We start from the raw sequence: 14,842 nt of genomic DNA, 5'->3' as shown, positions 1-14,842 counted from the left end.
CCTCTGTGCGGTCCTCACTCATTGTCGCGGTGACGCATACTCTAGGGAAACCGGCGAGGCCGGACTCTTGAGCAGGCTGGGGGCGGCAGCCGTCTCACGGGTAGGAACTCATCGGGCGGACCGCGGTAAGGGGGTTGCCGTGATCAGGCGAACACACCGGGCACGTGCTGTGCTCTTGCTGTCGATCCTCATTGCTGTATTAGTCGGCGCGTCCATGGACAGCTGGTCCTGGACGCCAGCCGTGGCGGTGCTCACCGGATATGTGCTGGCCTGGCCGTTGTCGCTGCTGATCCGGCCGGTTCTGCGTCGCCGCGCCGCCTCACGATCCCTGCCCGGGCTGGCCGGGCTGGCGGGGCTGGCACCATCCAATCTGCCACCACCGCCGACTGCGCTCGCTGGTCGCGTCGCCGAGTCCCAACGTCTGGCCGCGTTTCTTCATTTGCAGGACCCGAGTAAGGAACGCATCGCAGTCGTGAGTGGGCCGTCAGGCATCGGACGTACGGCGCTGGCGCTCTCGGCCGCCCACGCCGCCGGTTCCGAATTCACCGGCGGGCGCTTGTACGGTCGCTACGACCCGGATTCCGGACACGATTCCAGAACCACCGAACTGCAGCGGATCCAGGAGGGTTTCCTCGAAGCGCTCGTCGGGCTGGACGAGGCTTCCGGAGCCGGCACCGACATCGCGTCGCGTTACCGGGCCGCGGCCGAAGCGTCGTTGGACGAGAGGGGGCCCTTGCTCATCGTCCTGGACGACGCCCCGGACGAAAAGTGGGCGCGACAACTGTTGCCGGCGCACCCGTGCTGCCTCAGCATCGTGACCTCGGTGGATGCGTGGGAGGAGGATTCCGACGTCCTCAACCTCCAATTGCGCGGCCTCGACAACCGCACGGCGCGGCAACTTCTCGCGCAGTTTCTCGGTGAGGACCGCCTCGCCGCGGACGAAGAGACGACCAGCCTGCTCATTCGAACCGCCAGTGGCAGCCCGCTCGCGCTTCAACTCACCGGCGTCGCGCTGGCCAGCAGGCCCAAAGCGCGTTTGGACCTCGCCCAGCTGCGCGAGGTCGCCGGGAACCCGGACGACACGACTCACCAGAAAGTGCTCGGGATCAGCTTCGCGTTGCTGACGCCTCAGGAGCGCGACGCGGCACTGTCGCTCGGACTGCGGTCGAATCGGAAGTTCGCGCCATGGATGATCCAGGCGCTACTCGGCCTGACCGACGAACAGGTGGCATGGCGTTTGACCGATCGGCTCGTGGACTCGCGGCTGGCCGAGCAACGCAGCCTGGACGCGACCGGAGTTCCTGATCTGCGGCTGTTGGATCGTGTCTACAAGTACGTCCGGCAGCAGTCGAGATTCGTGATCCCGGAAGCGGAGATCTCACGCCGGATGGCCCGCCTCAAGGCTGCGGAGGCTGCTCGGCACGAGGCGGTCGACTGGGCGAATCGTGACGCCGACGTATATCGCGCGCTCGATTCCGGGCGACTCTCCCGCGCGGTGCGGCACGCACGAGACAGTGTCCGGCTCGCTCGTGAACCGGAGAGCCCCATGGTCTCGGCCGAGTTGATGGCGACTGCTGCGATGGCAGACCTCCGCGCCGAGGTCGGTGCCTTCCGTGACGCTTTCGATCTGCTCGGCACGGTCGAGGTCGGATCCCGATCCGGTGCCGGTGCCGACTTACTGCGAGCCCGAACCCTCCGCATCCGCGGTCGCCTGCATTGGCGCCTCCGGCAGCACCCGCTGGCGGTTGCCGTCCTCGAAGAGGCCCGCGACCTCGTGAGCGGCTGCGGTTCACCGGAACGCATTCTGGTGCTGCGCGAAGCGGTCATCGCGCATGCGCTGGCCGGCCATCAGGATCGCGCCGAAGCTCTGCTCGCCGAGGCCCGGCGGGCGGCCGTCGAGCAGCCGCCCGTACTGACCGCGCAACTGGCCTGGGCAGGTAGCTTTCTCCATTTCCGGCGTGGACACTACGACCGGGCCCGCGCCGAATTGGGAGGCGTGCTCGCTGACCGGCAACTCGACTCGCCCCTCTGGTCGGCCTGGTGCGCGCACCAGATGGCGTGGTCCTTCTACGCGGAGGCGGTCCGACGGAGAAAGCCCGTCGATCACAGTGCGGTCCTCCACCACAGCCAGACGGCAATTCAGCGGTTCACGACGATCCGTCACCGGTACGGGACAGCGCACTGTCGGCTTCTCATCGGCCGTTCGATGCTGCGATCCGAACCCCCGCGGCCCGCAAGAGCGGCAGCGGTACTCGAAGAGGCGGTCGAGACACTGCAGAACTGTGACGACGCCTGGCTGGAGGCGTTCGCTTCAGCGCAGATGGCACGTGCATTGACTACTGGCGGCGTGAACCGCCCGGTGAAGGAAACCGAGGAGAATCGGGAGCAGGCCCTGGCGCTGCTCAAAATCGCCCGGCGGGTCTTCCAAGAGCTCGGGGACGCGCGCCGTGCCGCCGACGTCCGAAAACAGAGTTTTGGTGTGGCGCTACAGGAGGGCGGCCCGCTCTCGCGGCGAGCGGCGGCACTGCTGGCCGTCGAGAGCCGAGTCGAGTTTTGAGCCGGCTCGGGCCGACATTGAGCAGCGCGCAGGCCCGGGTGATCTCGGCCACGGGACTGCTCGTGACCGTCGCCCTGCTCGTCGGGTGGTTCGTCATACCGGAAGCACGGTCCGTTCTCGCGGCCGCGCTGACGATTTCAGCGGCCGTTCAGGGCGTTGCCGATGTCGCGCTGCACCGGTCCGGGACCAGGCGGCTTCCGTCGCTGAGAGAGACCGAAGCCAGGTATCCGAGCATCGGCCGCGACGTGTCGCTCGCGATGGTCAGCAGGCTCCTCCGCCGCCACCGGGCGTTCGTCGGCCGCGAGACCGAGCTGGATGACCTGGTTCAGCGGTACGAGGAGCTCCGGCAGCCCGGCGGATTCACTGGCGCGCTGGTCCTGACGATCCACGGGCCCGCCGGAATCGGCAAGACCATGGTTGCCAACGAGCTCGCACGGAAGCTGTGGGAGCGATCCGGCGGGCGCTATCAAGGTCCGCTCGCCGCGAACCTCAACAATGGCGGTTCGGCCCGATCGGAAGCCGAGACGCTTCGCGGGTTCCTCACCGATCTCGGCTACCCCGGTCCGATGCCCGATTCCGCTGCCGAGCGGGTGGAACTCTTCCGGACGCTGAGCGCGTCCCGCCGCCTGCTCATCGTCCTGGATGCCGCGCACAATAGCGATCAAGTGCGACGCCTATTGCCGACGAGCGAAGACTGCACGGTCATCGTGACCAGCCGCACGAACCTCGGCCCCGCACTCGGTGTGCAGTCGTTTCATTTGGGGCTACCGAGTCAGGACGACGCTCTGGCGATTCTCCGAAGCGTCTCGCAGACGTCGGAGGGCGTCGACGAAGAGCACGCGATGAGCATCGTCGAGGCGTGCGGGAGACTACCGATCGCCATCAAGGCGGTCGGAGACCGCATCCTGCAGCAGGACGAGACGGTGGTCGATCTCGCACGCAGGCTGGAGAAGCCGATCGAGCGACCGGAAATTCTCGAGTTGCATACCGTGCGGGGGCGCGGAGTGGGCGAACGTATCGGAACGCAGTTCGAACGTCTGACCCCGATCGAGCAGCAAGCTCTCGGGCTCCTTACCCTGGTGCCGTCATCCACCTTCCTCCCTTGGGCGCTCCTTCCTCTCTACGACGACGGTAAGAAGTGGCCGGTGCCGGATGGCCCCGAGGAGGCTCGCAAGCGCCTGGATCCGCGAAACGACCTGGGCGCCAAGTCGTATCTCGACCTGGAGAACATCGTCGTCGGCCTGGCCGACGCTCAACTACTCGACGTGATCGGCCGCGATCCGGTCACCGACCTCGAACGATTCGGGTTCCATCCGCTGGTTCGGGCAGTCGTGCATGGCCGATTCGCTGAATCGCCGCGCAACACGGTCGCAGCGCGGCAAATCGCGGTGCATCAGCTGGGGAAGGCCTATCTCGAGGCCGTAGATCAGATTCTCGTGGCGCTGGACCCCACGTACGAGGCTCGCAAGGTCCCACTCCCGGTCGAATGGATTCCACAGCCGTCGGCGCTGCCCGAGTCCTTGGCGCGGATTCCGGAGGGCTGGATCCGGAGCGACTATCGCAATCTCTTGCTCGCGTTCGCCGCGGCCTGGGAGACGGATCGCTGGGAGATCTGCTGGCGTCTGGCTGCTCGGCTCGGCGAGTGCACACCGTCGGACGTGAGCGCGGACGAAGTGGCTTTGATGTTCGACCGGGCGCATGTCGCGGCGACCCGGATCGCTTCCGCCGAGCATGACCAAGTCGGTTCGGGCGGTCTGGAGCTGGATTCGAGGGTGTCCTCGCACACTCGGACCAGCGAGGCCGCCCTACTGCTCGCCGAGGGCTCGTACCTGGTCGGCCGCGGTGACCACGCGGGGGCTGAGCGAAAGCTGCTGGCGGCGGCGGCGTCCGCTAATCAGCGTCGATCGATGCGACCGGCAGCGACGGCCGAGGACGGCGCCGAGGCCTTGCCGTATCAGATGGAGGCTCTCGCGCACCTCCGCCTCGCGCAGTCGTACCTGCGACATGGTGCCTATGCCGATGCGTCGGCCGAGCTGGAACACGCCGGCGAGGGCGCCGGCTACGTCAGCGATCGTCGGCTGATGGCGCTCGTCGCAACGGTTCGAGCGGTGGTGAATCTTCACCGCTTCCCGGACCGGCCGGCCGGTCCGCCTGAGCTGCCTCCGGATACTTGGTACGGCGACGAACTGTGGTTCTGGTCGGAATTGCTCGAGGCCGCCGGTGAACAGCCAGACGCCGCAAACTCCCGGCTGGAGAAGCTGGCCGGTGAGATGGCAGGCGACGCCGGGCGGCTGCTCCTCCTTCATCGCCAACGCGCGGCTCTCTGGCTTAGCGCTGCCCGGGACAGCCGAAATCCCCGAGCGGCCTTCGCGGCGCTGCGCGCGTCGATCGCGGCCGCGCAACTCTGCGAGGCCACCTCTGATCATGCTGGCGCTATTCGGGACCGCGTGGTGAATCTGGAAGCGCTGCTGCTTCTGGATGAGATCGAAGAAGCGAAGGCCGAGGAAGGCCGAGTGGCTGCCCTCGTGGAGCAGGCCGCCACTAACCGCCTTTATCGATGGTCACCGGAATATGCGGCAGCTCGCTTCGGACATGCGCTCCTGGCGCAGTCATCCGGCGGCGATGCATCCCGAGCATTCACCGATGCTTGGAAGATTTACCGGTCCCATGGCGACCTGGTCAGAGCACACGTCTCGTGGCACGCCTCCGGGTTGACGGAAATGCCCGAAACAGGCGAGGGGGATGCCGCCGAGCGGCGTATTCGCATCTGGACGGAAGATGTGGCACCTGTCTTCCGCAGTGGCCAAGAGACGACTATCCTCTTCCAGATCGGGGAAGCGGAGTGGGGGGAGAAGTTCCATGGTGGAACCGCCTACCTGACGGTGGTGGTATCGGTCGACAACGGCACAGTGACGCCGGTCGCGCAGCGGGTGCGACTCGATGCGCGGGCGCCGTCCGACCGTCTGCGGTTCGCAGTGACGCCGGCCTTCGCCGGATCGGTAACGCTGCGATTCGCCATTCATGCCGAGTGGAACAGCGCTTTGCTCCAGGAGCACACGGTGGAGGGGACAGTGGTGGTCGGCCAGCGGGAGGCCATGAGGTGACGGATTTCACCGTCGCCTCCGCTCCAGATAACCGTCCGTTGAGTGAGACCTATGCAGGCGCGCTCGACGAGCGGCGGACTTTATGGCTCTCGATCCGCAAATCGGGAGAGAAGCTCGTCGTTGATCTTTTCGCGCCGGGTGAGGGTGGTCACGGTTCGGTGACGCTGAGCAGTGAGGCCGATTTGCCGGCCGAGGAGATTCGTGAACAGGCCGACGCCCTTCGGAGGGCATGGTTCACGAGCCTGCGTGACTTCGTGCCCGGCCGGGTGACGTCCTCCGCGGAAACCCCGCTGATCCGAACCGTCGACTTCAGGAGTTTGCGCGGTCCTCAACTCGACGCCGTCTGGTGGGCGCTGGCCAAGAAAGGCTCGGATCTCTTCCGGGACCTCTTCACCGGCGGGGTGCGAAAGTGGATCGAGACCGCGTTATGGAGTGAACTCGAGCAGGTCATCACCGTGCGCTCCGAGTACCTGCACGCGCCGTGGCCGATGCTCTATCTTCCGCCGGAAAATCAGGACGTGTTCGAGTCGACGGGGAAGCCCGCACCTTTCGAGGGATTTCTTGGTTATCGCCACCTGATTGAACACGCGTTGCGCGATCAGGACGGGCGGCCAGCGCCGATTTCGCCCGACGGCACGATGACGGCGGGCGTGTACATGGACAAGAGCATCGACGACGGCGACGATCCGGTGATCGCGCCGATCATCACATTGCTGCGGGGCTCGGTGGACGACGTCGTCGAGCACGAGGACAAGTCGGCTTTCAAGCCGGGACTCGGCGATCTGGCCGAGCAGATCATGTACTTCTGCTGCCATACGGATACTGAAACCGACAATGCGAAGAAGCAGTACCTCAAGCTCACCGATCAGGTACCTGTCTCCGCGCCGGACGTCCGGGACTGGCTGAACGGTAAGCAGATGTCGAAGCCTCTCGTCGTGATGAACACGTGTAAGGGTGGCCTCTCCTCGGTAAACGATATGAGTCACACCATCGTTCGATCCGGGGCCGGGGCGCTGATCGGGCCTCAGATCATCGCTCCGCGGAAGTTTGCCGGTGAGTTCGCGGCGGCGTTCTTGAAAGAACTGTTCGGCCCTCCGCCGGCCCGGGTCGGGCGGGCTGCCCGCTACGTCGCTCGGTTGTTCGTCGAAAACCAAGACAATCCACTGGGCCTGACATATCTGGTCTACCAGGGGATGGACATGCAGATACGCCGGGAAGCGGCGACGGCGTGACCAGTCGCTTGCCGCCCGCGCCCGGCTTCGACGGTGTGCGCGTTGTCGATCTCGATCGCTGGGGCCAACTGCTCGATCAGAGACGTCGATCGGTGCCGTGGCCCGACGTCGCCGACCATCTCCGCGATCACCTGAACGTGCCGCCCGTGACCACCGATATATTCGTTTTCGTCCATGGATGGAGAAACTCACCAGCAAAGGCCCTTTTCGCGGCGAAGCGGCTCTTTCACGGGGTACTGCAGACGTACGAGGACGCACCCAGCCGCTACCGGCAGTTGGGGGACGACTTCCGGCCATATTTCCTGGTGGTGCGGTGGCCCTCGATGGGGCGATACCAGGAGATCCGCGACCGCGCACATGAGCTGAGCACGAACGGATCGGCGAGCCGGATCCTCGGCACCTTGCTCGGCTATCTGAGCAGTGACCGCAAGCGGTTGGGCGGCGACGTGCTCCGGACGCGTGATGGTCACTACCTCCACTGCGTCGGGCACTCGTTCGGAGGGCGATTTCTCGGCGAGGCGATCCGCTGGGCGGCTGACCCACCTCGCCCGATCGTGTTGGGCTGGCCCTGGCCGTCGTCGCACCCGTTCGCCGTTGACTCGCTGCTCGTATTCCAGATGGCCGCGTCGCCCACGATCTTCGACGGCCGCCTCGCGTCCCTACTGACCGAGGGGCCGGTCCAGGGCCCGATCGTGTTGACGTTCTCCGAACACGACCGAGCGACCGGCACGTTCCACCGGATCGCTGAAGGGCATCCGGCCATCGGTACGGTCGGTGCGGTGCTGTCTTCCGGCGAAGTGGGAACGATCACGCTCCACGCCTCGACCGAGCCCTATCGATCGACCGACTTCACGGCTACCCGGATTACGAACGTGGACGCTAGCTGGCGATACCGCCGACGCGCGGAAGTGCCCGGCGCGCATAGCGACATCTATTACACCGAGTCGGCGCACCTGGTCCTTTCGATCGCCGCGCTCAGTCGGTGACAGGCGTACCTCGTGCTCCGGGCCGAGTGGGGGTGGTCACCTACCTGGATCGAAGCAGTGGGCCAAATGGGTGACAGCGGACAAGACGGGTTGAGGCCGGTACACCACGCGAGGATGCTGTCGACCGTGCCACGGACGAGCGCTCTCGTGACCCGGCCGCGGCCCGACGAGTCCCGAGCGCGGGTTCCGGTGTGGTGGATCGTCGCCGCGCTGGCGCTGATCGTGCTGTTACCCGCGCTGACCCTGCCGCTGCCCGGCCGCGGTGCGGTCCTGCCGTCGGTGCTCAACCTCGGTGTGGCGCTGTGGGCGGCCCGCGAACACGTGCGCGCCCGGCGGGGCTCGGCCGGGCGCGAACGCCTGCTGCGCGGACTCGGTGTGCTGGCGATGGTGCCCTGGCTCGCCTACTGGGTCGTGCGCACCCTCCAGCTCGGACTCGAGGGTTCGGAGGCCCGCCCGCCCGCGATCCTGGCCGTCCCGGCGCTGCTCGCGCTCCTGATCGCGCTGATCGCGCTGCTGGCCGGCCCGGACGCACCGGCCAGCGTGGCCGGGAAGCTCCGGATGGCGTTCGACGGCGTGATCGTCGCGTTGTCGACCGCGGGGGTCGCCTGGTTGCTGGTGCTGCGACCGGCGGTCGAGCAGGTCCGCGTCGCCGAGCGCGGTCCGGCGCCGGGCGCCGCGCTCCTCGCGCTCTCCGGCGGGCTGATCCTGGTGGGGTCCGTCGGGGTTCTGCTCGCGTTCGGCAACGAATCCCGGCGGTGGACGACCGTCGAAAGCATCGCGCTCGGCATCGCGCTGCTCGCGGTGTCGACGTTTGCGACGATGGTGCTGCGGCTGAACGGCGTCGGCTCGCCGTTCACGCTGGTCGGAGGCCTGACCGCGGTGGCCGGGCTGGTAATCGGGCAGGCCGCCCGGCTCCCGATCCCGGAGGGGCACCAGCGGCTCTGGAATCCGCTGGGCACGAGTGCCCAGGTCCTGCCGTTCGTCCCGGTCACGGTGCTGCTCGGCGTCGCCGCGTACCGGCGCTACCACGGCGACCCGACCGACCCCACGCTGGTGACGCTCGGCGTCCTGGTCGCGCTGGCCATGCTGGCCCGGCAGGGGCTCGCGCTGCGCCTGAACACCCAACTGGCGTCCCAGCTCGACCGGCAGCGCGACTACCTCGTCCACCAGGCGTTCCACGACCCGCTGACCGGCCTGGCGAACCGGACGCTGTTCGCCGACCGGCTGGCGGAGTTGCTGGACGGCGGCAAACCCGCGCTGCTCCTCGTCGACCTGGATGGCTTCAAGAAGGTGAACGACACCCGCGGCCACGCGGCCGGCGACGAGTTGCTGGTCGCGACGGCGGCGCGGCTGGAGGCGTGCGTCCGGAAGGCCGATACGGTCGCGCGACTCGGCGGAGACGAGTTCGCGGTGCTGCTACCGAACGCCGGAGGCGGTCCGGCGGCCGTGGTCGCGGTCGCCGACGCGGTGCTGGACCGGCTGGCCGAGCCGGTAGCGCTGATCGGCGGGTCACCGGTGTCGGTGCGGGCCAGTATCGGGATCGCGCTGGCCGAGGACGGCTCCACCGCCGAGACGCTGCTGCGGGACGCCGACATGGCGTTGTACGACGCCAAGGAGCGGGGGCGCAACCGGTACCGGATCGCTGATCAGGAACTCTCCACCGCGACGCTCGCCCGGCTCCGGCTGGAGGAGGAACTCCGCCGCGGTCTGGACGCCGGACAATTCGAGGTGCACTACCAGCCGATCGTCGAGCTGGCGTCCGCCCGGGCCATCGCGGTGGAGGCGCTGCTGCGCTGGCGGCACCCGGCGCGCGGCCTGCTGGCGCCGGGCGCGTTCCTCGACGTGGCCGAGTCGATCGGGCTGCTCCCACGTCTGGACCAGTGGGTGCTGACGCAGGCGTGCGGGCAGATCACGGGTTGGCGCGAGATCGCGCCCGAGTTCGTCGTGAGCGTGAACATCTCCGGCGCGCACCTGTCCGACCCGGCGCTCGTCGACCAGGTGAGTGCCACGATGGCGGACAGCGGGGTGAGCGCCGGTGCGCTGATGCTCGAAGTCACCGAGACCGCGCTCGTCGCCGATCTGGCGCTGGCGGCGTGCACGCTGGGCAAGCTGGCCGACCTCGGGGTGCGGATCGCGCTGGACGACTTCGGGACCGGGTATTCGTCGCTGACGTATCTGCGGACGCTGCCGATCCACACGCTCAAGATCGACCGTTCGTTCGTCCGGGATCTGGACGGGAATCCGACCGACGAGGCGGTGACCCGGGCGATCCTGGGCTTGGCCGACACGTTGGGGTTGCGTCCGGTGGCCGAGGGGGTCGAGGGGGTGTCGCAGGCGGACCGGCTCCGCGCGCTGCGGTGCGGGCACGCGCAGGGATACCTGTTCGGCAAGCCGATGCCGGCCGAGGAGATCACCGACCTGCTGGACGTCAGAACGTAGGCGTTCCCCGGCCGGGAACGCGTATGCCTTCACAACGGTCGGCGGCTGCCGATAGGTGACTCATGCCGGGGAAGGCACGGTGGTGGCTGGCGGCGCTGGTCGCCGTCGTGCTCTTCGAGGGGTCGTCGGCCCAGCTCGGCTCCGCGTTCCATCCGATCGACCGCGGCGTGCTGATCGGCGTCGTGACCTGGACGCTGGTCCGGTACGTCCGGTCGAGCCGGGCGTCGGAGGGCCGGCTGCGGACGGCCAGGCGCCTCGGTGCGGCGGCCGCGGCCTGCTGGCTGGTGGCGCTCGTCTGGGACCTCGTCGCCGGTGCGGCGGGCGTGCCCGAGACCAGGCAGACCGTCGTCTCCGCGCTGCTCTCGCTGGTGCCCGCGGTCTTCGGCGTCGCCGCGATGGTGACGCTGCCGGTGGCGCCGCCGACCGTTCTGGGCAAGCTCCGGCTCCTCCTCGACGGGCTGATCGCCGCGTTCTCGCTGCTGGCGCTGGTCTGGCTGTTCGTGCTGAAGGCCTGGTACGCGTCGCACGGCGGTGGTGCGGACGGCGTCACGCTGATGGTGCTGTGCATCGTGCTGATCGTGGTCGCGGCGATGTCGCTGATCCTGCTGGCCAACGGCTCGACGCGCCAGGTCACCGCGCTCACCGGGCTATCGGTCGGCCTCGCGCTGATCGCGATCTCGATGCTGCTGCAGCTGGCCTCGACCCTGCGGGGAGCCGACTGGACGTGGGGAAACGGGTTGCTCCAGCTCGGGGCGCTGGCGCTCGGAGCGTCGGCCCGCCTCCCGTTCGGAGGACCGCCGGTCCGAGACCGGGACAGCACCACGTTCGCCGCGTACACCATGCCTTATCTGCCGCTGACCGCGATGGTCCTGGTCGCGATGAGCGACCAGATGCGGTACGGCCGGCTCGATGCGCTGGTGGCCTGGCTGGCGCTGAGCGCGGTGCTCGCGGTTCTCGCCCGGCAGTTCCTGTCGCTGCGGATGACCGCGTCGCTGAACAGCGAGATCGACGCCCAGCGGGCCCGGCTCACCCACCAGGCCTATCACGATCCGCTCACCGGGCTGGCGAACCGGGCGCTGTTCGGTGAACGGCTCGAGTTCGCGCTGGGACCGGACCCAGGGATGCCGGCGCTGCTCCTCGTCGACCTGGACGGGTTCAAGGCGGTGAACGACACGCGCGGGCACGCCGCGGGCGATCAGTTGCTGGTAGCGGTGGCCGGACGTCTGAAGAGCGCGGTCCGGGCGACCGACACGGTCGCCCGCCTGGGCGGGGACGAGTTCGCCGTCCTGCTGCCCGGGGCGTCCGGTGAGGCCGACGCGGTCGCGGTCGCGCGGATGGTGCTCGAGCGCGTCGGCGAGCCGGTCACCCTCGGCGAGGGCTCGCCGGTCGTGGTCCGGGCGAGCGTCGGGATCGCGCTGGCCGACGAGACGTCGACCGCCGAACTACTCCTTCGGGACGCCGACCTGGCGCTGTACGAGGCCAAGGAGACCGGCAAGAACCAGTATCGGGTCGCCGACCCGGAGCTCTCCCGCTCGACGCTCGGGCGCCTGCGACTCGAGGAGGAACTACGGGCCGGCCTGGACGCGGGCGAGTTCGAGGTGCACTACCAGCCGATCGTCGAGCTCGAGTCGGAGCGGATCACCGCGGTCGAGGCGCTGGTGCGCTGGCGGCACCCGACGCGCGGGCTGCTCGGGCCGGGAGCGTTCCTGGAGACCGCGGAGGCTTCCGGCCTGTTGCCCGCACTGGACGGGTTCGTACTGCGGGCGGCGTGCCGGCAGGTGGGGTTGTGGCGCAAATCCCGGCCGACGTTCGTGGTGAGCGTCAACGTGTGCGCGGCGCACCTGGTGGATCCGGGACTGGCCGACGAGGTGGCGGCGGCCCTCGCGGAGGCGTCGCTGCCCGCCGAGGCGCTGATGCTCGAGGTCACCGAGACCGCGCTGGTGGCGGATCTGGCCATGGCCGCGCGGTCTCTGCGGGAGTTGGCGGATCTGGGGGTGCGGATCGCGCTGGACGACTTCGGGACCGGGTATTCGTCGCTGACGTATCTGCGGACGCTGCCGATCCACGCGCTCAAGATCGACCGTTCGTTCGTCCGGGATCTGGACGGGAACGCGACCGACGAGGCGGTGACCCGGGCGATCCTGGGCTTGGCCGAAACGTTGGGGTTGCGTCCGGTGGCGGAAGGCGTGGAGGGGGTGTCGCAGGCGGATCGGCTCCGCGACCTGCGGTGCGGGCACGCGCAGGGGTTCTTGTTCGCGAAGCCGATGCCCGCTTCCGGGGTGACCGAGTTGCTGGCCGGGCCGGACGAGCCGTTGCTGCACGCCGATCGGGGTGCGTCGGTCGCCGGTTAGTTGTCTTCCCACCAGGGTGGGTCGTCGTTGTCCCAGTCGTTGTCGCCGTTGTCGTCCCACGGCGGGTTGTCCCAGTCGTCCTCGTCCTCGGACGGGGTCGTTTTCTTCGGGGCCGGAGGCACGTAGGGGGCTACGTACTCGCCGCCGGCGGCGGATGCGCTGGGCCGCGGTTTCGGAGTGGGGCTCGCCGACGTCGGCGCCGCCGTGGGCGTGGCAGCGGCCGGCGACGGGCGGGGGCTGGTCTCGTCGGCGGAGCTGCCGGTCAGCGCGGGCAGGACGAGGACCCCGGCGAGGATCAGCGCCGCGACCAGCGCGCCGCCCGCGATGAGGAGGACCTTCGACGGTCCGCGCCGGTTGTTGGCGGCGGAGAGCGTCCACCGGTCGTCGCCCGGAGGGACGGGAGGCAGGCCCGAGGCCGGGAAGTCCATCGTTTCGGCGGGGGGTGGGAAGCCGCCGGGATTCCGATCCGGTCGGGCCGGCGTCGGCCGATCGGCGGTCGGGCCGCCGGCGGCTGGGCCGCTGGCGGCTGGGCCGCTGGCGGCTGGGCCGCTGGCGGCGGGGCCGTTGGGGGCGGGGCCGCCGGGGGCGGGGCCGCCGGGGGCTGGCGCGCTGGGGGCGGGGCCGTTGGGGGCTGGCGCGCTGGGGGTTGGGCCGCTGGGGGCGGGGCCGCGGGCGGCTGGCCCGTTGGAGGCTGGCACTTTGGGGGCTGGCCCGCTGGGGGCGGGGGAGCTAGAGGGCGGGGGAGCGGTCTGCGCGTGGCTGGCCGCGGAGGGGTTGGCGGCGTTGGTTGTGGTGGCAGCGGCGGCGGTGGCAGCAGCGGTGGCAGCGGCGGCGGTGCCGGCTGGGGTGGCGCTGCCCGCTGGGGCGGCGTTGGGTGCGGGGTTTTTGGCTGCGCGGCCTGTGGCCGTTGAGCGGCCTGCGGGAGGGCTGCTGAGCACGGGGTCGCCGGGCGCGGACGTCGGGCTGCTCGCCGCGGAACGCCTGGGCGCGGGGCCGCCGGGCGCGTGGCCACTGGGTGTGGGTTCGCTGGAGGCGGAGCTGCCGGGTGTGGAGCTGCCGGGTGTGGAGCTGCCGGGTGTGGAGCTGCCGGACACACGGTTGTCCGTGCTGCCGGGCGCGGAGTTCGGCCTGGTGGGAATGCCGCGGGAGGCGGCGGGGCGGCCCGCTGCTGGTCGGCCGGCGAGCGTCTGGTTGCGGGCGGCAGGGAGACCTGAGACCGGAGCTGTCGGGGCAGCGGTGCCGGGCCGGTTAACCGGACCGCCCTGGCCGCGGGTGGTCTCCGTCGAGGGTCCGGTGGCCGAGCCGCCGAAGACTCCGTTCGCCCTCGCCGAGGTAGTGGACGCGTCGCGACCGGAAGGCGCACTGCCAGCAGCGGTGCCCGGCGCGGTTGCGGTGCCGCGCAGCCCTGGGCCAGGTGCCGCCGACCCAGGCCTGGCGGCGGCGTCGGTGCCCGAGACCGGCCCACCGACGGCCGAACCGCCCGAGACCGGATTGCCCGAGACCGGCCCGCCGGGGGCCGGGGTGCCTGAGACCGGCCCAGCGGGGGCCGAGGTGCTTGAGATCGGCTCGCCGGGGGCCGGGGTGCCCGAGGCCGACCCGCCGGGGGCCGGGGTGCCCGAGGCGGGCCCGGCGGGGGCCGGGGTGCCTGAGACCGGCCCAGCGGGGGCCGAGGTGCCTGAGACCGGCCCAGCTGGGGCCGGATTGCCCGTAACAGGGCTGCCAGGGGCGCGCCCGGCGGGGGTCGGTCCGGTGGGGGCGCCCGGGGAAGTGGCAGGCACATGGGAGCCGGGAGCATTGGGGCCCGGGGAATTGGCACCGGGGGCGCCGACGCCGGAAGCGGCGGGGCCGGAGGCCGCGGGGGCCGGGAGCTCGGGGTCGGGGATTCCGGCCCGGCGGGCAGGGCTCGCGTAGATACCGACGGTTGCTGGCCAGACCGGGGGCGGCGGAGGCAACGGAGTCGGGCCGGCTCCCGGCGGGACGGCTCCGCTCGGGACGGTTCCGGGCGCGAACAGCGACGGGCCCGGGGCCGAGGTTCCGGACGTCGGCGACTGGGAAAACGCCGGAGGCGGCGTCTGTGCCTGCTGCGCCTTCCGTACGGTCGTCTCGTCCGGCGCCGTCCCGCGATCCGGTGCTCCGGACTGCGCCCCTCCGTGCGGAGACGATCGCGGCGCCT

The 14,842-nt window shown here is 69.9% G+C and carries 7 protein-coding genes; 6 read left to right on the top strand and 1 reads right to left on the bottom strand.

Annotation, left to right across the window (positions count from 1 at the left end):
- Positions 1-139 precede the first annotated feature (139 nt).
- From ACIBZJ_RS30040 to ACIBZJ_RS30015, 6 genes are all read left to right on the top strand, one after another.
- Complete coding sequence (locus tag ACIBZJ_RS30040; RefSeq protein ID WP_395935461.1) at positions 140-2,557, top strand: hypothetical protein; 2,418 nt, start codon at positions 140-142, stop codon at positions 2,555-2,557.
- 62 nt (positions 2,558-2,619) lie between these two features.
- On the top strand, positions 2,620-5,661 hold the full coding sequence (locus ACIBZJ_RS30035; protein ID WP_395935460.1) for an NB-ARC domain-containing protein: 3,042 nt from the start codon (positions 2,620-2,622) through the stop codon (positions 5,659-5,661).
- Positions 5,658-6,893 carry a hypothetical protein gene (locus ACIBZJ_RS30030; RefSeq protein ID WP_395935459.1) on the top strand — a complete coding sequence of 412 codons (1,236 nt, stop codon included), beginning with the start codon at positions 5,658-5,660 and terminating at the stop codon, positions 6,891-6,893. The genes ACIBZJ_RS30035 and ACIBZJ_RS30030 overlap by 4 nt, the downstream gene beginning before the upstream one ends.
- An 8-nt stretch (positions 6,894-6,901) precedes the next feature.
- Complete coding sequence (locus ACIBZJ_RS30025; RefSeq protein ID WP_395935457.1) at positions 6,902-7,879, top strand: hypothetical protein; 978 nt, start codon at positions 6,902-6,904, stop codon at positions 7,877-7,879.
- A gap of 147 nt (positions 7,880-8,026) precedes the next feature.
- Positions 8,027-10,318, top strand: coding sequence for a putative bifunctional diguanylate cyclase/phosphodiesterase (locus ACIBZJ_RS30020; protein ID WP_395935455.1), 2,292 nt, complete (start codon positions 8,027-8,029; stop codon positions 10,316-10,318).
- Positions 10,319-10,380: 62 nt separating this feature from the next.
- Positions 10,381-12,669: a putative bifunctional diguanylate cyclase/phosphodiesterase gene (locus ACIBZJ_RS30015; protein ID WP_395935453.1), complete on the top strand. Its 2,289-nt coding sequence runs from the start codon at positions 10,381-10,383 to the stop codon at positions 12,667-12,669.
- Here the strand turns inward: ACIBZJ_RS30015 and ACIBZJ_RS30010 are convergent.
- Positions 12,666-13,097 (bottom strand): hypothetical protein, encoded by a 432-nt coding sequence (locus ACIBZJ_RS30010; protein WP_395935451.1) that lies wholly within the window; start codon positions 13,095-13,097, stop codon positions 12,666-12,668. The genes ACIBZJ_RS30015 and ACIBZJ_RS30010 overlap by 4 nt on opposite strands.
- Between the last annotated feature and the right edge of the window lie 1,745 nt (positions 13,098-14,842).

This window comes from Cryptosporangium sp. NPDC051539 (genome assembly GCF_044454545.1).
Taxonomy (GTDB): domain Bacteria; phylum Actinomycetota; class Actinomycetes; order Mycobacteriales; family Cryptosporangiaceae; genus Cryptosporangium.
This window is presented reverse-complemented; position numbering and strand designations above follow the sequence as displayed.

Bases quoted from the DNA above. Each gene is read 5' to 3' on its own strand.
- ACIBZJ_RS30015 (WP_395935453.1), top strand. From the start codon at position 10,381: ATGCCGGGGAAGGCACGGTGGTGGCTGGCGGCGCTGGTCGCCGTCGTG.
- ACIBZJ_RS30010 (WP_395935451.1), bottom strand. From the start codon at position 13,097: ATGGACTTCCCGGCCTCGGGCCTGCCTCCCGTCCCTCCGGGCGACGAC.